Genomic DNA, 19213 nt, shown 5'->3' with positions numbered 1-19213 from the left:
ACAGTTCATAATTGCTGAAATGTTTAACAGAAAAACCAATTTTGTGTCAAGTCTGCTGTTGCTTAGTGCAACGGCAGGCTTTGCGCAATCTGGTGGCCAGCAAACAGTAACTGTCCCTCAGGGATCGTCTGTAAAGCTGAAAGCCAATTCTGTTAATGCAGCTACCTTCCAGTGGATCAAAGATGGTGCAGCTATTGCTGGTGCTACAGCAGCAGATTATACAGTTTTAGAAGGTGGCAAATATAACGTCGTTTCCTTCAACGCCCAGGGCTGCGCGTCCGACATCTCCGATCCCGTAGTGGTCAACATAGGTCCTGCCCCGGTGCTTACTGCCGATCTGATGATCAGCAAAAATGCCGAATCAAGAGCTGTTACCATCAACGATACTTTTGAATACCTCATACAGGTTAAAAACAATGGAAATGCCGATGCCACCCAGGTTAAGATAAGGGATATCCTGCCCGAGGAACTCATTTTCCAGCAACTCATTACCCCCATGCTGGGCTTTGCCAATTACACGCCCGGCAACCGTACCATTTTGTGGGAAATCAGTAAACTGGATAATGGACAGATGGCCGACCTGAGGATAAAAGTAAAAGCCGCCAAACCTGGTATCATCAAAAATACAGCTACAGTAACCGCATTCGAAACCGACCCCGATCCCCAGAACAACAGTGCAACAGACAATAAGCCTATAGCAGGAATAATCATCCCTAATGTTTTTACACCAAACGGCGACGGGCTGAACGATACCTTCAAAATTCCAGGTCTGGAACTCTATGAAGCGAATGAACTGACCATAGTAAACCGTTGGGGAGGTACGGTGTACGATAAAAAAGGATACACCAACGACTGGGCCGCAACCGGCTTAAATGAAGGAACATATTTCTACCTGCTGAAGGTGAAAACAGCAACAAATAAATGGGAAGTTTATAAAGGTTATGTTACGATACTCCGCAACAAATAAGATCAAACAGCTGATCCTGTCAATAATTGTCATTTGCATGGCGCTTAACACCAATGCCCAGCAGGACAGCCAGTTTACACAATATGTATTCAACGGGCTCCACATCAATCCGGCCTATGCAGGTTATAAGGAAGACATCTATGTACAGTCCTTCTACCGCTCACAGTGGGAAGGTGTTAAGGGCGCTCCGAAAAGTTTTTCACTTGCTGCTGATGGCGCATTTCATGATGGCAATGTGGGCCTTGGTATCATTCTTTCCAACGACCAGGTAGGCGCACAAAGTTACCTTACCGCATATGCCAATTATGCCTACCGGATCCGGTTGAACGACGATGGTTCTTCCAGACTTGCCTTTGGAATTGCTGCCGGCCTGATGCAACTGGGAATGGATGGCAACAAGCTCGACAACTACGATACAGGCGATGGGCTGATCCCTTTTGGCGCGCAAACCAATACTGTACCTGATGCACGTTTTGGGGTTTATTATGCCAGCGAAAAGTTCTTTGCGGGCTTTTCTGCCACCAATGTCCTGGCCAGGTATATGTCTAAAAAAAACACCGAAAACAGAATGGTACCCGTGCCACAGCCACATTTTTACCTTACCGCCGGAACCATGCTGGACCTGAACGAAGACATCCGCTTTAAGCCTGTCATTTTAATTAAAGACGATACCAAAGGGCCTTCCGCTATCGACTTAAATGCATTTTTTCTATTTAAAGAAAGCTTTTGGATAGGCGGTTTTTACAGGACATCTTTTGATCTCTACAAAAAGAACTACCAGCAAACCGATCTTTCCAGGCAAAATGCCATTGGCGCTATTGTTGAAGTTTTTGCTTCGCAGAACCTCAGAATCGGTTATTCCTACGATTATTCCCTCAACAAGCTGCGCAGCTACAACTACGGCAGTCACGAAATATCTGCCGGCTTTTATATCAACCGGCGAAACAGCAGCAGCGACAGACAGCTGAGATGTTATAAGTTTTAGGCCTTTGTAAAACTATTGGGCGGCTATATTGTATATTTAAACAGATATAGCTTTAAACAATGCCCGCAAAACCCCAAAGCAGCATTATTATCATTGGCGGCGGCCTTGCCGGCCTAGCCTGTGCCCTGCACTTGCTTAAAGAAGGCTTTGAAGTCACTGTGATTGAAAAGCACAGCTATCCCCACCACAAGGTCTGCGGCGAGTATATCTCCAATGAGGTACTACCCTATCTGCAATGGCTGGATGCAGATCCCATTACACTTAATCCTGCTCCCATCACCCGGCTTTCCGTTTCTTCCCTTAACGGAAAAGTTATTGGCAGCGCACTGCCGCTTGGAGGCTTCGGACTGAGCCGTTTCGCCCTTGATAACTTTTTATATGAAAAAGCGGTACAAAGGGGATGCAAGCTGGTAAAAGATCAGGTAACCGACGTTGTCTTTCGGCACAACGAATTTGAAATATCAACAGCCAGCAATGGCACCTTAAAAACAAGCCTCGTGATTGGTGCCTTCGGCAAACGTTCGGCCTTAGACCAGAAACTTTCCCGGAGCTTTATACAACGGAAATCTCCCTGGCTGGCTGTTAAAGCCCATTACAGCGGAATAATTCCGTCTGACCTGGTACAGCTCCACAATTTTACCGGTGGCTATTGCGGGGTTTCGCTAGTAGAAGGTAATCGCATCAACGTATGCTATCTTGCAGCTTACCAAAGCTTTAAGCAACACAAAAACATTTCGGATTTCCAGCAAAAAGTCCTGTACGCCAATCCTCGCCTGAAAAAGATTTTTGAAGAAAGCACGATGCTCTTTGAGCAACCGATGAGCATCAGCCAGCTTTCTTTCGAAAAAAAAGAACTGATATGTGAGCATATCCTCATGATTGGTGATACCGCAGGGCTCATCCATCCGCTTTGCGGTAACGGTATGGCCATGGCCATACACAGTGCAAAAATTTGTGCTGAACTCAGCGTCGCTTACATGAAAGGTTACCTCAGCTGCAGGCATGATATGGAACAACAGTACATTAGCCGCTGGAACCACAACTTTAAAAACCGCATGCTGATGGGCAGGATTTTGTCTGGGATTATGCAAAAGGACAGTTTATTCAAACCCATGCAAGGTGTACTCAACACATTTCCTACTTTACTGCCTTCAATTGTTAAACGTACACATGGAAAGCCTATTTATTAGATAATGATAGATACTACCAACAGAAGCGAAGCTGCAGAGACAATGGACGATTTTTCCATGGAAGGAGAAATACTGAAAGATGCCCTTGATAAAATTGCCGGGATAAACCAGCTGTTAGGTGGAAATAACATAACCCTGAACGGACTTAAACAACTGATAAATAAACACAAAATAGAACGCGAAATAAGCATTCTGGATGTAGGTTGTGGCAATGGCGATATGCTCAGGTTCCTGGCTGACTATGCAAACAGAAATCACCTGAATTTTAAATTAACAGGAATAGATGCCAATGCATTTACCATTGGCTACGCCCGGAAATTGTCTGCAGACTATGCCAATATCAGCTATCGCTGTGCAGATATATTTGAGGAACTTAAACAAGACCAGGCTTATGATGTTATACTATGTACATTAACCCTGCACCATTTCAAAAACGCTGAACTGCTGCAGTTGATGGCTGTGTTCAAAACCAAAGCAAATATGGGCATAGTGGTTAACGACCTGCACAGAAGTGCCGCAGCCTACTACTTGTTTAGTGCCATTTGTTTTGTGTTCAGGCTCAATAAAATGTCAAGAGATGACGGGCTGACATCTATTTTAAGGGGTTTTAAAAAAGGGGAACTGCTTTCCTATTCTAAGCAGTTAAACCTCAAAAATTATACGCTCCGCTGGTGCTGGGCTTTCCGCTACCAATGGGTAATTGCAACTATATGAAGGTAAAAATTAAAACAGTGAGCTGCCTGAGCCCACAATACTCCAGGACAACAGCAGAGATCCTGCCTTTTCTGGAGGGCTGGCTTGTAGGGCAGGACCAGCGTTTCATCCGAAAAGTAAAGAAGCTCTTTGAAAATGCAGAAGTAGACAGGCGATACTCCATCATGTCGCCCGAAGAGGTTTTCAGCAATACACCTTTTGAAGAAAGGAACCGGATCTACATCAGGGAAGGGATTGCACTGGCTAAGAATTGTTTAGCGCAAGCGTTAAACAAAGCCGGCTGGTTGCCCCAAGACCTGGATTATATCATTACGGTAAGTTGTACAGGCATCATGATTCCCTCTATAGACGCATACCTCATCAATGAACTTAAGCTAAAACAAGACATTGTGCGCCTGCCCGTAACTGAAATGGGCTGTGCAGCCGGGGTTTCCGGAATCATTTACGCAAGGAATTTCTTAAAAGCCAATCCAGGCAGCCGGGCTGCTGTAATTGCAATCGAGTCGCCCACTGCTACCTTCCAGCTGAACGATTTTTCTATGGCCAATATTGTAAGCGCTGCAATTTTTGGCGATGGGGCGGCCTGCGTATTGCTGTCTTCACATGAAAATGAAAACGGCCCTGAAATTATTGACGATGAAATGTACCATTTTTACAATGCCACACAAATGATGGGTTTCGACCTTAGCCATACGGGTTTAAAAATGGTGCTGGACGTCACCGTCCCTGAAAACATTGAAAAACATTTCCCGGATATCATTCATCCCTTTCTGGCAAAAAATAATTTAAAAATAGAAAACATTGACCACCTGATATTTCATCCGGGAGGAAAGAAAATTATTCAGACAGTTGAAGCCTTATTTGGTAAATTAGGCAAAAATATAAACGAGACTAAAAATATTTTACGCGAATACGGAAATATGTCGAGCGCCACAGTATTGTATGTATTGGAAAGATATATGCTTGGAGCAGCAAAGACTGGTGACACTGGCCTGATGCTCAGCTTTGGCCCGGGCTTTTCGGCGCAAAGAATATTATTAAAATGGTAAAAAAAACATGAACAAACAAGAGATTTTAGCACACCTGCCCTATTCCAAACCCTTTTTATTTGTAGACGAGCTGGAAGAAATTGACGAGAATGACGTTAAGGGTTCCTATACATTTGACGCAGGGCTTGATTTTTATAAAGGCCACTTTAAAGACAACCCTGTTACGCCCGGAGTGATTTTAACCGAAACGATGGCGCAGATTGGCCTGGTTTGTCTTGGTACGTACTTATCCGGAACTGCAGAAGGTGGATTGCCGGGGCATGTCATGCTGACCTCTACCGCCATTGATTTCATGAAGCCGGTTTTTCCCGGAGAAAAAGTAACCGTAACTGCCCAGAAAGTATACTTCCGCTTTAAAAAGCTAAACTGTACCGTACAAATGACCAATGCTGCCGGCGAAGTGGTTTGTAAAGGGACCATAGCCGGCATGGTAACCACCAGGATGAATGGCTAAACGTGTGGTCATAACCGGCTTGGGTGTTGTTGCACCAAATGGGGTTTCCTTAACCGCATTTACCGAAGCCATTAAAAATGGTACCTCTGGCATCAGGCACGATCCGGAACTGGAGCGACTACAGTTCTCCTGCCAGATTGCAGGAAAACCTGAATTACCCCAAGCGCTGATAGCAAGGTACATGACCGATCTGGAACTTAAAAACTTTAACAGTACTGGCATCCTGTATGGCACTATTGCCGGTATGGATGCCTGGGCAGATGCCAAACTGCCCATAGAAAATAACGAAGAACCTGACTGGGAAAGCGGGACTATATTTGGTATGGGCACCTCTGGTATCGATAAATTCAGGGAATCCATCTACAAAGTGGATGACCTGCAGGTGCGCAAGCTGGGCAGCAGTGTAGTAGCACAAACCATGGCCAGCGGCATCAGTGCCTGGCTGGGCGGAAAACTCGGACTGGGCAATCAGGTGAGCAGCAATTCTTCCGCATGTACAACGGGCACGGAAAGCATTATAATGGCTTATGAGCGCATCAAAAGCGGGCAGGCGACAAGGATGCTTGCAGGCAGTACAAGCGATAGCGGCCCCTATATATGGGCCGGTTTTGATGCCATGAAGGTTTGCACTTTTAAGCACAACCAGGATCCCGAAAATGGGTCCAGGCCCATGAGTGCCAGTGCCAGTGGCTTTGTACCTGGCAGTGGTGCGGCAGCCCTGCTACTGGAAAGCCTGGAAAGTGCATTGGAAAGGGACGCTTTTATTTATGCAGAAATACTGGGTGGCAACATCAACTCAGGAGGGCAAAGAGGTACTGGTAGTATGACCGCCCCCAACAGCCTGGCCGTACAGCGCTGCATACAAACTGCCATTCAAAACGCGGGCATCCATGCCAATGATGTTGATGCCATTAACGGGCATTTAACCGCCACAGCAAAAGATGCACTGGAAATACAGAACTGGTGCATTGCACTGAACAGGAAAGGTAGCGATTTCCCTTACATCAATAGTCTGAAAGCCATGACAGGACATTGCCTGAGTGCTTCAGGAAGTATAGAATGTCTGGCTTCAGTATTACAATTACAACAGGGTTTTATTTTCCCCTCCGTTAACTGTGAAGACCTGCATCCAGAAATCACCGCTTTAATAGATAAAAATAAGGTGCCGCAGCAAATTCTTTACAAAAACATTGATATATTAGCTAAGGCAAGCTTCGGGTTTGGTGATGTAAACGCTTGTATCATCTTTAAAAAGTACTAAAAATGGAGAGAGAAGAACTCATCGTAAGGCTTAAAGCTATTGTTGCGCCTTACACCCATGATGCAGCCGCTCTGGCAAACATTGGCCCCGATACCGATTTTATTAAAGACCTTAAAATCAATTCTGCCAACCTCGTAGATGTAGTGCTGGATGTGGAAGAGGAATTCGATATCGAGATCGATAACCTTGAAATGGCACGCATGCTGAATGTAACAGCAACCCTGGAAATTATTGAGGCTAAACTGAAAGCACTTGATAGGTAACGACATCGTAGATTTAGACCGGGCCAGAAAGGAAAGCAACTGGCAAAGAAAGGGCTATCTTGAAAAGATTTTTACTACAGACGAAGCCCTTCTGATCAGTACGGCAGCAGATCCTGAGCTCATGGTATGGCTGCTTTGGACCATGAAAGAGTCTGCTTATAAAGTGCATAGCCGGGAAACTAAAATCAGAACCTTCACACCGGCCAGCATTGCCTGCTGCAACCTTGTTCTGCTATCCGAAACTGCTACCGGAAAAGTAAGCTACGACGACCGGACCTATTTTACAGCAAGTAGTATCCATGAAAATTACATTCATACGATAGCGGCACAGCACAAGACAGCTATTAAGAAAGCCAGCGTCCGGATTAAGCCTTATGACCCCTCAAATATCGACTATAAAAACACCAATCCTGCCTGTGTAAGCCATCACGGCAATTACCTGGCACTTATCTATCCCTAATCTGCGTTTACCAGGTTCTCTTCGATCAGCAGGCTGATGATGCCGTCTACCAGACCAACCTTTGGCACATAAATCTGTTTGATGCCTGTCCATTTCAACAAGGTGATGTAGATCTCACAAGCGGGGATAATTACGTCGGCCCGGTCGGGGTTTAAGCCAAATACACTGATCCGTTCTTTAAGTGAATGCGAATTCAGCTGATTGTAAAGTGCTTTCAGTTTGAGAAAGGTAAGCGGCATGCCTTCCTTTTCGTCCGACATGCGGAACAGCTTATTGATGTTACCGCCTGTGCCTATACCCGCCAGGTTTTTGAGCGATTTCGTATGCTCCTTAACCCAGCTCTTCATTTCCTCCCAGGTTTCCTCTTTATCCTGGTTGTCCAGTATACGGATAGTACCGATATCAAATGACTTAGAGGCTACCGGAACCCGGTTTACAAAAACAGAAAGTTCTGTACTTCCCCCACCTACATCAATATACAGATAGCTTTTTTTAATGTCCAGGTTTTCTTCAATATGATTGGCATAGATGATATTGGCTTCGCGCTGCCCTTCTATGATTTCCAGGTCTACATCTGTTAGCTTTTTGATCTTTTTAATGATCTCTGCTCCATTCTGTGCCTCACGCATGGCAGAAGTAGCGCAGGCCAGGTACGCAGATACATGATATACCTCCATCAGGTTTTTAAAGGCCGTCATGGTTTTCAGCAATTCCTCAACCTTACGGTCTGATATGCGATGGTCAAGAAAAGCATCATCCCCCAAACGCAGCGGAACCCTTACCAGGGTGTTTTTCTTAAATCCATAACCGTTCTCAGTTTTGGAAATATCAGCAATTAATAACCTGACGGCATTTGAACCTATATCTATGGCAGCATATCTTAGCATTGGCTTTATTGATGTTTGTTTTTTAAGTAATTATAGGTCTGCACCTGCGCCCTAATTTTCGTTTTTAAATTGTTTTTATGGTATTTATTGTTGTTCAGACGGGTAATGTCCCTCGCCTTAACGTTGTCCTGCAGCTGAAACTCTATGATATCCCTGATCTCCTGTTTCACCTCTTCATCCAGCACCGGGAAGCCTACCTCCACCCTATGTTCAAAATTCCGGCTCATCAGATCGGCTGAAGACAAAAACATCTCTTCCTTGCCGTTATTTCCGAAAATAAATACCCTGGCATGTTCCAGGAATTTATCAATGATACTGATCACCGTAATGTTCGCGCTGAAATCGGGCACGCCAGGTACAAGCGTGCAGATGCCACGAACAATTAACTTTACCTTAACCCCTGCATTACTGGCCTCGTATAATTTTTCCACTATGCCCTCATCGGCCAGACTATTGACTTTCAGGATCATGTATGCAGGCTTGCCCTGCCTGGCTATCTTAATTTCCCGGTCAACCAGGTGATAGAACCTACTTCTCGATTCCAGAGGGGAAACGATCAGATGTTTAAAATCTTTGGTGACTGTTTTTTTATTCAGCGCCTTAAAGAGCTTGATCAGATCTGTGGTAATTTCTTTTCTGGAAGTAAAAATACTGTGGTCGCAATAAAGTTTGGCGGTCTTTTCATTAAAATTCCCCGTGGCCAGGTTTGCATAATATACCGCCCTGCCTTTTTCCATCCTTTTCACCAGGCATATTTTAGAATGCACTTTGTAATCTGTAAGTCCGTAGTTTACGTTTACTCCCTCTTCCTGCAAACGGTTGGTCCAGAATATATTGGCCTGTTCATCAAACCTGGCCTTTAATTCAACCAGACAGTTTACTGTTTTGCCATTCTTGGCCGCATTGATCAGGGCATTGATGACCCTCGAATTTTCGGCAAGCCGATAAAGGGTAATATTGATCTCGGTTACTTTAGGATCGATGGCCGCCTCTCGCAGGAAAAGGATAATGTAGTCGTACGACTGGTAGGGCAAATTGATCAGGTAATCCTTACCCTGTAGCTTATTAAAAATACTTTCAGTACGGTGCAATCCATGCACTTTAAGGGGTACATTCGGTTTGTATTCCAGGTCTTTGCTCCCCACATTCGGAAAAGCTATAAAATCACCAAAACGATGGTACCTGTTTCCCGGAATAAGGCCCTCGGCCTCTATTTTCATTTTACTGATCAGCACGGTAAGCATTTCAAAAGGCATTTCCGTATCGTACAGCAAACGCATCGGCTTTCCTTTTTTGCGTTTGTCCAGACTGGCCTTCAGCTCTTCAATAAACTTATCACTGATGTTTTTATCGATATCCAACTCGGCATCCCGGGTAAGCTGTATGGAAAAGGCATCCAGGTTATCATAATTGAAAACATAAAAAATATCGTCCATACAATATTTAATGATATCTTCTGCAAGGATGATAAACTTTAGCCCATTGGTTTCAGGCAGGACCAGGAAACGGGGAAGATCGGGTGGAAGCTCTACCAGCGCATATTTTTCACTCTTTGTTTTACCCCCGGATGTTTTGGACATGCGTACAAAAAAATACAGGTAACGATCCTTAAGCTCCGGAAAGGGCGTATCCAGATCAATCATAATGGGCACCAGGTTAGACAAAATCCTATCCCTGAAATGGTTTCTGACAAACTCTCCCCTGGAAACGTTTAACTGGGTATCGTTTAAAATAAAGATGCGGTTTTGGGCAAGCTCATTAATCAGCGTGGCTTTAAACAACTGCTCAAATTTCCGTTCCTGTTTTACAACAATGTTTTTGATTTCATTTAAGATCTTTTTTGGGTTGAAGCCCAATAGCGCTTTCGACTTATCATTCAGATTGCTCAGCCTGCTCAAAGTAGCCACCCTTACCCGGTAAAACTCTTCCAGATTAGAAGAAAAAATAGACAAGAATTTTATACGCTCTATCAGAGGAACGGTTTCATCCGCTGCTTCCTGTAAAACGCGCTCATTAAAATACAACCAACTAATCTCTCTGTTTAGAAATGGAGCCTTCTTCTTCGTCATTTAAAAAATCAAAAAAATCCCTGTTAAAAACAGGGATGCTCAAAACTGCGAATTCTATTGTTAAGTAATTGTTAATTATCAAGTAATTATGCAATTCTTAACTAACATCTGCTATTTCTTTTCTGCTTCAGTCTTTGCTGGAGCTGCTGCAACGGCTCCATTGGAAGCAGGAACAGTGGCCGCTGGTGCGGATGCTTTTTCAGGAGCAGGTTTTGCTGCCGGTGCCGAAGCGGCTGATGGCTTAGCAGCTGCAGGTTTGCTCACCGCCGGACTTGCTTTTTTAACAGGTGCTTTTGTTGCAGCTGATTTAGCTACAGCTGGCTTGGCTGCTGCTTTAACTGCTGGTTTTGCTGCTGTTACTGCTTTTTTAACAGGTGCTTTTGCAAGGGGTTTGGCTGCAGGCTTAACCGGGGCTTTCACCGCATCGCTGACTTCTTTTTTAACTGTTGCAGCTTTTGCTGCCACTGCAGAGACCGCTGTTTTAGCTTTGGCTGCTACTTTGGCTACCGGTTTTGCAATGGCGCTGGCCGCTTTCTCTTCTGTGGCAATGGCCGCAACCTTAACACTTTGGACTACGGGTTTAACTTTGGCTACCGCAGCTTTTACAGTTTTTTGTGCTTTCTTCGCATCCTTAGCCACTACTTTTTTAACCGATGCAACTTTCTTTTCTGCTTTTTTTACACTCTTTTTATTTGCTGTCTTGGCCTCATCTATCTTATCGTTAACTGCAGCTTTAACGCTTTTAAACTTCTTACTCAACTTCTTGGCAACAAACTTACTTACTATAGCAATATCCTCTCCTATCTTCTCTGCGTCCTGTCCTAAATTTTTAACAGTTTCCATGATCTTTTCTGTTAAACTTTTCTCCAATTGCTTCTTCGCAGATTTTTGTGCTGCTTCTTTTTGTGCCTTGGCTTTTTTGGTTTTCATAATTACAGGTTTTTAGTTTGTTAGTGCTTAAGCTAACAGGGGTTTTATGAATTTGTTTTTTATATATTTGTTCTTTTTACCCTAAAGCTATAATAATCATGCCCACTTTCGATATTGTAAGCAAAGTAGACGCGCAAACATTTGATAACGCGATGAACAATGCCAAAAAGGAGATCCTCAACCGTTACGATTTCAGCACTTCAAAAAGTACTATTGACCACGATAAGAAGACCAATGTGATTACCATAGTAACGGAAGATGACATGCGTTTAAAAGCCATTCAGGATGCCATCATCTCCAGGATGATCAAACAAAACCTGGATGCCAAAAGCCTGGACTTCGGCAAGGAGCAATACGCATCCGGTAATATGATCCGTAAAGAAATCTCCGTAAAAGAAGGCATAGACAAAGAAACAGCTAAAAAAATTGTAGCAAAAATTAAGGCCAGCGGACTAAAAGTTCAGGCCTCCATGATGGAAGACCAGGTACGTGTGCAAAGCAAAAGTATCGACGAGCTACAGAAGGTTATTTCGCTTTGCAGACAGGAAGACTTTGGTCAGCCTTTACAGTTCATCAATATGCGTAACTAAAACCCTAACAGCAACCTGGTACTGGGTTTAACTCTTAAGTAAAAAAATAATTACACAGACAGTTTTGTTTAAAACTGACCCAATTGCTATACAGCTACTAGACGGTCTTTACATCACTTTCGCTGTAGTCTTCAATATCTGTGATATAGCCGTTCAGGATTAAGAAATCGAACAGGGGTTTTGCATCTGGTGTTACCGGCATATTGGTACTGGTAATTACGGCATTGGTCTTTTTATCGAGGAAAGGATAGGCAAACAATTTCACATTTTTACTGAACATATCGCTTACATAACTCAGCAGCTGACTGGAATAATTTTCACCGAAATTGCTGGAATTGAACACAAACTTTAGGTTGTTGATATTGGTCGATATCCCCACACTTTTTGGCCTGCAGCGGTCCAGATATTTTGCCAGCTTGTTGTGTCGTGCAAAATTGGATACGATAACCTTGTTTCCCGTTTTACACATTTCCTCGGCCCGCTTGGCAACAGCGCGCAGGTCTATGTCGTGCAGTTCTTCGCCGGCAGATAATACATTCGACATCAATACCTCGATCAGTACGCTCAGGTTATCTTCCTGCACATTTTCGGTACGTACAAACTGGTCCACCGCCTTGTTCAACATGCTGAAGTTAGGATTGGATTTCTGTGCATACTTGGTGCGCAAAATCATGATGTCCTTCTTGTACAGCAGATCTTTGGGTAAACACGGCTTGCCATTGGCATCAAATATCGCCGCATCCGAAAAATCCTTAACGATCAGGTATAGGTTGAGCAGGATGTTATCTGCATCCTTAAATATAGGGCCATTTACAGAGATCAGGTCAATCTCAACCGAACCAACCGTTAAATTATCAGCCAGCGATTCAATCATCGCTTTGCGGTCGTGGTTATAATAATAAGCTGCATAGACGAGGTTTACGCCTATGATTCCCAGGACATTCTGCTGCAGGGCAGCATCGGTATCCAGTAGCCGGACATGAAAAAAGATCTCGTTCGGTTCCCCGCCCGGTTCGGCCTGAAAGCGGATGCCGATCCAGCCATGCGGATCGTTGGATTTGTTGTAGTTTAGGGTGGTAACCGTATCAGCAAAAGCAAAAAATGCACGTTCCTCGTACTTTTCTGTATTTAAACGCTCGGTAAGCAGGCTAAATTCATGGCTGAGCATCTTTAACAACCTCGACTGGCTTACGTACCTTCCCGAAGGTTCCACACCATAAATCGCATCACTAAAAGTCATGTCGTAGGCCGACATGGTTTTAGCGACCGTACCTGATGCAGCACCAGCTGTAAAAAAATTACGGGCTACCTCCTGCCCCGCGCCAATCTCTGCAAAGGTTCCGTAAATCTTGGGGTTTAAGTTAATCTTTAAAGCTTTGCGCTTGGTATCAAGGATTTCTCTTTCCATACTGCAAAATTAAGCAAACGGGCCGGATTTCAGCGATGAATTTTGCTTTCTTAAATTCGGCGGGTTTCATACTAAATCACTACCTTGGTTCTCAGATGCTAAAGGTTAAAAATCTGGACATACAATTCTTAAACAAGGAAGACAAATCCTGGTTTAAAGCGGTTAGTAATGTAAATTTCGGAATTGAAAAAGGCAAGGTGCTGGGTATAGTAGGCGAATCGGGCTCGGGAAAATCTGTCACCTCCTTCTCCATCATGCGCCTGCACGATCCTCAGGGAACAAAAATTGAGGGCAATATTGATTTTGAGCACATCAACCTGCTCAGTTTATCTGCCGAAGAGATCAGGAAGTACAGGGGTAATAAAATTGCCATGATCTTCCAGGAGCCCATGACCTCCCTGAACCCAGTTTTTACATGCGGTTACCAGGTTAAAGAAGCCATCATGCTGCACCAGAATGTAAACAAACACATCGCAAAGGAAAAGACCATTGCCTTGTTTAAAGAGGTACAATTGCCAAGACCGGAACAGATATTTGACAGTTATCCGCACCAGCTTTCAGGCGGGCAAAAACAAAGGGTAATGATTGCCATGGCCCTGAGCTGCAACCCCGAATTGCTGATTGCCGATGAACCGACCACAGCCCTGGATGTGACCGTACAGCAAACTATCTTGCAACTACTGCTAAAACTTAAGGAAGAGCGCGGAATGGCCATGATCTTTATCTCGCACGACCTGGCGGTGATCAGCGAAATTGCTGATGAAGTAGCTGTAATGTATAAAGGACAAATTGTTGAACAAGGGGCTGCTGCAACCTTATTCAACACCCCCCAGCACCCCTACACTAAAGGCTTGCTGGCCTGCAGACCTTCGCCACAACGCCTATTGAAAAAACTGCCTGTAGTGGCAGATTTCCTGAACGATAACAAAGACACTGCCCTTGCCCACCTGCTGGAAGTAAACAGCTATACCTCAGCAGAAATTGCCCAACGACGGGACCAACTTTACAGCCAGCCCCCTTTGTTGCAGGTAAAACAGCTCTGTACCTGGTACCCGGTAAATAAAGGCTTGTTTGGAAAAACAAACAGTTATGTGAAAGCAGTAGACGACATCAGTTTTGATGTATTCCCAGGAGAGACTTTGGGCCTTGTGGGAGAATCCGGATGTGGAAAAACAACTTTGGGCCGCAGTATATTGCGACTCGTGGAGCCTACCTCCGGCCAGCTGCTGTTTGACGGGACCGACCTGGGCTCGCTGAATACAACAACACTCCGAAAAATGAGAAAAGATATACAGATCATTTTTCAGGATCCCTATTCCTCGCTTAATCCCCGCTTAACAGTGGGTAATGCGCTCATGGAACCCTTACAGGTGCATGGAATGTTCGAAAATAATGAGCAGCGAAGGGCACATGTATTGAATTTACTGAAGCGTGTAGATCTGAAGCCCGAATATTTTAACAGGTACCCGCATGAATTTTCGGGCGGACAACGCCAGCGTATTGTGATTGCACGCGCGCTGGCTTTACAACCCCGGTTTATCATTTGTGATGAGTCTGTATCTGCCCTTGATGTTTCAGTTCAGGCCCAGGTGCTCAACCTGCTCAGAGAACTACAGCAGGAATTCGGACTTACCTATATTTTTATTTCACACGACCTGGCTGTGGTAAAACACATTTCAGACCGTATGCTGGTGATGAACAAAGGCAAGATAGAAGAACAAGGCTTTCCCGAAGATATTTACCATAATCCGCTGGCAGATTACACCAAGCGTCTGATTGCCGCCATCCCGGGAAACCGGGCTTTAGGATAGTTTGTTTTCTTTTGTGCCATGAAGTGTGGCAGACAACCTGATCAAAGCAGTATTGATGGCCCTCCTGATCTCTCGCTCCTTCACCTTATCGTACCTTTTGAGCAGGATCATCGCCTTAAATATCACCACATCTTTGTTGATGGCAATTGTTTTTACGGTCAGCCCTCCTTCCACCACATTTTCCGAATAACTGCTGATCACCTTATTTAAATGGTTTTCCAGGTATTCCGGTGTAAAGCCATTGGCGAGCGACATATCGAACTCTATGCTCAGTTTTTTGGTATTTTGCTTAGATTGGTTTACAATCACCGAACTAAAGGCCAGTGAATTGGGAATAATGACCATGTCGCTGTCCTCGTTCTGCAGGATCATGTTGATCAGCGTAATGTCCAGGATTTTTCCCTCATGGTCCCCTATCCTGATGTGGTCACCCAGAGAAAGCCGGTCAGAGAACATAATGATCAATCCATTGATCATATTGTTGATGTACTCTTTAAAAGTAACGGCAATAGCAGCCGCAACTATGGAAACGCTAAAGATAAACCGATCAAGGGTGATATCAAATAAAGTGACGGCGGCAACAACCATAAACACAGTATTCAATATAGATTCGATGCGGTTGATTCCCAGTATAAAATTATCCTTCACATTGCTTTTAAATTTATGCTTGCGGATATACCAGTAAATGATCGTCAATCTAACAACCGATATAATGAGACTTGGCCCAAGGAAAACCATCAAAGCTCCCGCAACCTTTTCAACTCTTGGATAATTAAAGTATAACAACGGCTTGTGGATATAAAAATAGACCAGAAACAAATAAACAACAGCCTTAATAAAAATCATCAAAAGCTCCTTGCCTGTTTTTCTTTCTCTGTCTTCAATCATTTTTAATCGTTTTAAGTTAAACCATATGCAGGTAATCAAAGGTACAAAATACAACAATACTCGCTTCAAATTGTTACCTTCGGGAGATTCATAAATAGATTATGGCAAAAAAGAAATCCTCTCATCTGGAAGTCGTTTTAATCCAACTGATTAGCGATGTACTGCAGAAAAGCAATAAAGAAGCCCTGAATTACAAACAGGTTTCGGCGAAATTAAACATCACCGATGCTGAATCCAGGGAAACCATACAGGAGATACTTAAGGCACAAGCCCGGAAAGGTGTGTTTGCTGAACCGGAGAAAGGTAAATACAGGTTAAAAGACCTCAAAACATTCCTCACCGGGAAAGTAGATATGACAACTGATGGTTCTGCATTTGTGATTCCTGATGATGAGTTTGAAAAAGATATATTTGTTTCGGCACGAAAACTCCACACTGCGCTACATGGCGACAGGGTAAAAGTATATATCTACGCCAAGAAAAGTGGGCGAAAAAATGAAGGCGAAGTTGTAGAGATCATTGAACGCGCAAAAACCGATTTCATAGGGGTTATCCGCATATCGGAACGTTATGCTTTTGTAAACATAGACGACCGCAAAATGCTGCACGATATATTTGTTCCGTTAAGCGATCTAAACGGGGCGAAGAACGGGCAGAAAGTACAGGTGAGCATTGCCGAATGGCCGGAAGGCGCCAAAAACCCAATCGGCAGGATCATGCACATCCTGGGCGAGCAAGGCGAGAACAATACCGAGATGAATGCCATCCTGGCCCAGTACGGCTTTCCGCTTAGCTTCCCGGCCGAAGTGGAAAACGAGGCCAATGCCATTCCGGAGCAGGTAAGTGAAGCCGAAATCAGGGGTCGCAGGGATTTCAGAAATACCGTTACCTTTACGATAGATCCGGCAGATGCCAAAGATTTTGATGATGCCATTTCCTTTAAAATCCTTGACAACGGCAATTACGAGGTAGGTGTGCACATTGCCGATGTTTCGCACTACGTAAAGCCTAACAGCAGCCTGGATAAAGAGGCCTATGCCAGGGCCACCTCGGTATACCTGGTAGACCGCGTAATCCCGATGCTGCCTGAGCGTTTAAGCAATGGGGTCTGTTCTTTAAGGCCAAATGAAGACAAACTTTGTTTCGCAGCTGTATTTGAACTTGACGATAAGGCAAATGTAATAACTGAGTGGTTTGGCCGCACAGTGATCCATTCCGACCGCCGTTTTAGCTATGAAGAAGCTCAGGAGGTTATAGAAACCAAAACCGGGGATTATGCTCCTGAAATTCTTAAACTCAATGAGCTGGCCTATATACTACGAGACAGGAAATTCAAAAACGGTGCGATCAGTTTTGAAAGCACCGAAGTGAAATTTAAGCTTGACGAGCATGGCAAACCCACTGGTGTATATGTAAAAGAACGTAAAGACGCCCATAAGCTGATAGAGGATTTTATGTTACTGGCCAATAAAAAAGTAGCTGAATTCATCGCTAAAAAAGGCAAAGGCAAACAGAAATATACTTTCGTTTATCGCTCCCACGATTCACCAAACCTGGAAAATCTGGGTAGCTTTGCCTTATTTGCCGCACGCTTTGGTTACAAGATCAATATGAAGTCGGATAAGGAGATTGCAAAATCCTTAAACTACCTGATGGAAGATGTGGAAGGCAAAAAAGAACAGAACGTACTGACCCAGCTGGCCATCAGATCTATGGCCAAAGCCATTTATACCACCAAGAAAACAAGCCATTATGGTCTGGCCTTCGACCACTACACTCATTTCACCTCACCTATTCGCAGGTACCCGGATGTAATGGTGCACCGCCTGCTTGCTGCATACCTGAACAACGAGAAATCAGCCAATCAGGAAGAATACGAAGTAGCTGCCTCACATTCTTCAGCTATGGAAAAACGCGCTGCTGATGCAGAACGGGCATCCATTAAATACAAACAGGCCGAGTACCTCGAAGAAAATGTCGGTAATATCTATTCCGGCATCATATCTGGAGTTACCGAATGGGGAATGTATGTAGAACTGACCGAAAACAAGTGCGAAGGCATGATCAGGTTAAGGGACATCACGGATGATTTTTATGTACTTGATGAGAAAAACTACTGCATTGTTGGTCAGCGCAAACAGAAAAAATACCAGCTTGGTGACGAAGTACAGGTAAAAGTAAAGAAAGTAGATCTCTCCAAACGTCAGATTGATTTCTCTTTAATTCAATAATAAAAACCGCCCAGGGCAAACCCTTTTTAAGCAAATGTATACTCCAAACCAATTGCAGGAAAATATAGAAAACGCTATTCAGAACATCCGGTACCCGGCCCAACCGGAAAGACTTTATCAGCCCATACGCTACATTATGAGCCTGGGCGGTAAAAGGATAAGGCCGGCATTAACCTTAATGGCAGCTGATCTGTTTGGAGCAGCTATAGAAAAAGCAATGCCTGCTGCCCTGGCCATTGAAACCTTCCATAATTTTACGCTGATCCATGATGACATTATGGACAATGCACCTCTGCGCAGGGGCAAACAGACCGTTCATGAAAAATGGGGCGTAAACAATGCGATCCTCAGTGGCGATGTAATGATGGTAGAAGCCAATAAACACCTGTCGATGTTGGAGAGCACAGTATTGAAAGACGCATTGGAAACCTTCAATACCACTGCACAGGGCGTTTGCGAAGGACAGCAGCTGGATATGGAATTTGAAGAACTGCAAACAGTAAGTATCCCCGACTACATCAACATGATCCGCCTTAAAACCGCAGTGCTATTGGGTGGGGCCATGAAGTTAGGCGCCCAGGTGGCTGGAGCCAGCAGTGCGCAAGCCAGTCAGCTGTACGAGTTCGGGGTCAATCTCGGAATCGCCTTTCAGCTGCAGGACGACATCCTGGATGTATATGGCGATCCGGAAAAATTTGGCAAACAGGTTGGTGGGGATATCATAGCCAATAAAAAAACGCTGATGCTCCTAAAACTCAAAGAGCTTGCCAGTCCTGCAGATCTGTCTGAACTGGAAGGTCAAAGCAGGAATAAAAACCATGCAGAGAAGATAAACAATATCACAGCACTTTACGACAGGTATAACATCCGGGAACTGGCCAGCATAGAGATGCGAAACTACTCTGATCTGGCATTTAATGCACTAAACAATCTGGATGTGGAGGAAGACAGAAAGTCTCAGTTATATGAACTTGCAGACCTACTGATGAGCAGGGAACACTAATTTTGCTTGTTATTCTGTGCAATGATTTCCACAATTGATGCCCCAATTGCGGG

18 protein-coding genes are annotated in these 19213 nt (G+C 44.2%); 13 read left to right on the top strand and 5 right to left on the bottom strand.

What is annotated here, in order from left to right; genetic code table 11:
- Nucleotides 1–19: 19 nt before the first annotated feature.
- Genes B9A91_RS17350 through B9A91_RS17310 form a run of 9 tightly spaced genes read left to right on the top strand, consistent with a single transcriptional unit; the run spans nucleotide 20 to nucleotide 7343 of the window.
- Nucleotides 20–967: a T9SS type B sorting domain-containing protein gene (locus B9A91_RS17350; protein ID WP_084240297.1), complete on the top strand. Its 948-nt coding sequence runs from the start codon at nucleotides 20–22 to the stop codon at nucleotides 965–967.
- Nucleotides 942–1952, top strand: a complete 1011-nt coding sequence (locus B9A91_RS17345; RefSeq protein WP_084240296.1) for a PorP/SprF family type IX secretion system membrane protein — start codon at nucleotides 942–944, stop codon at nucleotides 1950–1952. The genes B9A91_RS17350 and B9A91_RS17345 overlap by 26 nt, the downstream gene beginning before the upstream one ends.
- A 59-nt stretch (nucleotides 1953–2011) precedes the next feature.
- Entirely contained in the window at nucleotides 2012–3142 is a 1131-nt protein-coding gene (locus B9A91_RS17340; protein ID WP_084240295.1) for an NAD(P)/FAD-dependent oxidoreductase, read from the top strand.
- Nucleotides 3143–3145: 3 nt separating this feature from the next.
- Nucleotides 3146–3856, top strand: a complete 711-nt coding sequence (locus B9A91_RS17335; RefSeq protein ID WP_200815685.1) for a methyltransferase domain-containing protein — start codon at nucleotides 3146–3148, stop codon at nucleotides 3854–3856.
- Entirely contained in the window at nucleotides 3853–4905 is a 1053-nt protein-coding gene (locus tag B9A91_RS17330) for a type III polyketide synthase (RefSeq protein WP_084240293.1), read from the top strand. The genes B9A91_RS17335 and B9A91_RS17330 overlap by 4 nt, the downstream gene beginning before the upstream one ends.
- 7 nt (nucleotides 4906–4912) lie before the next feature.
- On the top strand, nucleotides 4913–5359 hold the full coding sequence (locus B9A91_RS17325) for a 3-hydroxyacyl-ACP dehydratase FabZ family protein (RefSeq protein ID WP_084240292.1): 447 nt from the start codon (nucleotides 4913–4915) through the stop codon (nucleotides 5357–5359).
- Complete coding sequence (locus B9A91_RS17320; RefSeq protein WP_084240291.1) at nucleotides 5352–6620, top strand: beta-ketoacyl-[acyl-carrier-protein] synthase family protein; 1269 nt, start codon at nucleotides 5352–5354, stop codon at nucleotides 6618–6620. The genes B9A91_RS17325 and B9A91_RS17320 overlap by 8 nt, the downstream gene beginning before the upstream one ends.
- Before the next feature lie 2 nt (nucleotides 6621–6622).
- Complete coding sequence (locus B9A91_RS17315) at nucleotides 6623–6883, top strand: acyl carrier protein (RefSeq protein ID WP_084240290.1); 261 nt, start codon at nucleotides 6623–6625, stop codon at nucleotides 6881–6883.
- Nucleotides 6873–7343, top strand: coding sequence for a 4'-phosphopantetheinyl transferase family protein (locus B9A91_RS17310; protein WP_084240289.1), 471 nt, complete (start codon nucleotides 6873–6875; stop codon nucleotides 7341–7343). Before B9A91_RS17315 ends, B9A91_RS17310 begins: the two co-directional genes overlap by 11 nt.
- Here the strand turns inward: B9A91_RS17310 and B9A91_RS17305 are convergent.
- The 3 genes from B9A91_RS17305 to B9A91_RS17295 form a co-directional block, all read right to left on the bottom strand.
- Nucleotides 7340–8230, bottom strand: a complete 891-nt coding sequence (locus B9A91_RS17305; protein WP_084240288.1) for a Ppx/GppA phosphatase family protein — start codon at nucleotides 8228–8230, stop codon at nucleotides 7340–7342. The two genes, B9A91_RS17310 and B9A91_RS17305, sit on opposite strands and share 4 nt — an antisense overlap.
- Before the next feature lie 5 nt (nucleotides 8231–8235).
- On the bottom strand, nucleotides 8236–10299 hold the full coding sequence (ppk1, locus tag B9A91_RS17300; protein ID WP_084240287.1) for a polyphosphate kinase 1: 2064 nt from the start codon (nucleotides 10297–10299) through the stop codon (nucleotides 8236–8238).
- A 111-nt stretch (nucleotides 10300–10410) separates the two neighbouring features.
- On the bottom strand, nucleotides 10411–11229 hold the full coding sequence (locus tag B9A91_RS17295; protein WP_084240286.1) for a hypothetical protein: 819 nt from the start codon (nucleotides 11227–11229) through the stop codon (nucleotides 10411–10413).
- Nucleotides 11230–11327: 98 nt separating this feature from the next.
- On the opposite strand from B9A91_RS17295, the gene B9A91_RS17290 reads away from it, so the two are divergent.
- Nucleotides 11328–11819, top strand: a complete 492-nt coding sequence (locus B9A91_RS17290) for a YajQ family cyclic di-GMP-binding protein (protein WP_084240285.1) — start codon at nucleotides 11328–11330, stop codon at nucleotides 11817–11819.
- A gap of 97 nt (nucleotides 11820–11916) precedes the next feature.
- Here the strand turns inward: B9A91_RS17290 and B9A91_RS17285 are convergent, their stop codons facing one another.
- Nucleotides 11917–13227, bottom strand: a complete 1311-nt coding sequence (locus B9A91_RS17285) for a nicotinamide mononucleotide adenylyltransferase (protein WP_084240284.1) — start codon at nucleotides 13225–13227, stop codon at nucleotides 11917–11919.
- Nucleotides 13228–13322: 95 nt separating this feature from the next.
- Between B9A91_RS17285 and B9A91_RS17280 the strand changes: the two genes are divergently transcribed.
- Complete coding sequence (locus B9A91_RS17280; protein ID WP_084240758.1) at nucleotides 13323–15038, top strand: ABC transporter ATP-binding protein; 1716 nt, start codon at nucleotides 13323–13325, stop codon at nucleotides 15036–15038.
- On the opposite strand, the gene B9A91_RS17275 is transcribed toward B9A91_RS17280, so the two are convergent.
- On the bottom strand, nucleotides 15030–15926 hold the full coding sequence (locus B9A91_RS17275) for a mechanosensitive ion channel family protein (RefSeq protein ID WP_084240757.1): 897 nt from the start codon (nucleotides 15924–15926) through the stop codon (nucleotides 15030–15032). The genes B9A91_RS17280 and B9A91_RS17275 overlap by 9 nt on opposite strands.
- Nucleotides 15927–16027: 101 nt before the next feature.
- Between B9A91_RS17275 and rnr the strand changes: the two genes are divergently transcribed.
- Together rnr and B9A91_RS17265 are read left to right on the top strand one after the other, a co-directional pair.
- Nucleotides 16028–18157 carry a ribonuclease R gene (gene rnr / locus B9A91_RS17270; RefSeq protein WP_084240283.1) on the top strand — a complete coding sequence of 710 codons (2130 nt, stop codon included), beginning with the start codon at nucleotides 16028–16030 and terminating at the stop codon, nucleotides 18155–18157.
- A gap of 34 nt (nucleotides 18158–18191) precedes the next feature.
- Entirely contained in the window at nucleotides 18192–19160 is a 969-nt protein-coding gene (locus B9A91_RS17265) for a polyprenyl synthetase family protein (RefSeq protein WP_084240282.1), read from the top strand.
- Nucleotides 19161–19213 lie beyond the last annotated feature (53 nt).

The sequence above is a fragment of the Pedobacter africanus genome, assembly GCF_900176535.1.
Taxonomy (GTDB): domain Bacteria; phylum Bacteroidota; class Bacteroidia; order Sphingobacteriales; family Sphingobacteriaceae; genus Pedobacter; species Pedobacter africanus.
Note: the sequence above shows the minus strand (reverse complement) of the source record. Positions and strands in the feature narration are given on the sequence as shown.

Bases quoted from the DNA above. Each gene is read 5' to 3' on its own strand.
- B9A91_RS17285 (WP_084240284.1), bottom strand. From the start codon at position 13,227: ATGGAAAGAGAAATCCTTGATACCAAGCGCAAAGCTTTAAAGATTAAC.
- rnr (WP_084240283.1), top strand. From the start codon at position 16,028: ATGGCAAAAAAGAAATCCTCTCATCTGGAAGTCGTTTTAATCCAACTG.
- B9A91_RS17290 (WP_084240285.1), top strand. From the start codon at position 11,328: ATGCCCACTTTCGATATTGTAAGCAAAGTAGACGCGCAAACATTTGAT.
- B9A91_RS17305 (WP_084240288.1), bottom strand. From the start codon at position 8,230: ATGCTAAGATATGCTGCCATAGATATAGGTTCAAATGCCGTCAGGTTA.
- B9A91_RS17340 (WP_084240295.1), top strand. From the start codon at position 2,012: ATGCCCGCAAAACCCCAAAGCAGCATTATTATCATTGGCGGCGGCCTT.
- B9A91_RS17265 (WP_084240282.1), top strand. From the start codon at position 18,192: ATGTATACTCCAAACCAATTGCAGGAAAATATAGAAAACGCTATTCAG.
- B9A91_RS17315 (WP_084240290.1), top strand. From the start codon at position 6,623: ATGGAGAGAGAAGAACTCATCGTAAGGCTTAAAGCTATTGTTGCGCCT.
- B9A91_RS17330 (WP_084240293.1), top strand. From the start codon at position 3,853: ATGAAGGTAAAAATTAAAACAGTGAGCTGCCTGAGCCCACAATACTCC.
- B9A91_RS17335 (WP_200815685.1), top strand. From the start codon at position 3,146: ATGATAGATACTACCAACAGAAGCGAAGCTGCAGAGACAATGGACGAT.
- ppk1 (WP_084240287.1), bottom strand. From the start codon at position 10,299: ATGACGAAGAAGAAGGCTCCATTTCTAAACAGAGAGATTAGTTGGTTG.
- B9A91_RS17350 (WP_084240297.1), top strand. From the start codon at position 20: ATGTTTAACAGAAAAACCAATTTTGTGTCAAGTCTGCTGTTGCTTAGT.
- B9A91_RS17345 (WP_084240296.1), top strand. From the start codon at position 942: ATGTTACGATACTCCGCAACAAATAAGATCAAACAGCTGATCCTGTCA.
- B9A91_RS17275 (WP_084240757.1), bottom strand. From the start codon at position 15,926: ATGATTGAAGACAGAGAAAGAAAAACAGGCAAGGAGCTTTTGATGATT.
- B9A91_RS17325 (WP_084240292.1), top strand. From the start codon at position 4,913: ATGAACAAACAAGAGATTTTAGCACACCTGCCCTATTCCAAACCCTTT.
- B9A91_RS17295 (WP_084240286.1), bottom strand. From the start codon at position 11,229: ATGAAAACCAAAAAAGCCAAGGCACAAAAAGAAGCAGCACAAAAATCT.
- B9A91_RS17280 (WP_084240758.1), top strand. From the start codon at position 13,323: ATGCTAAAGGTTAAAAATCTGGACATACAATTCTTAAACAAGGAAGAC.
- B9A91_RS17320 (WP_084240291.1), top strand. From the start codon at position 5,352: ATGGCTAAACGTGTGGTCATAACCGGCTTGGGTGTTGTTGCACCAAAT.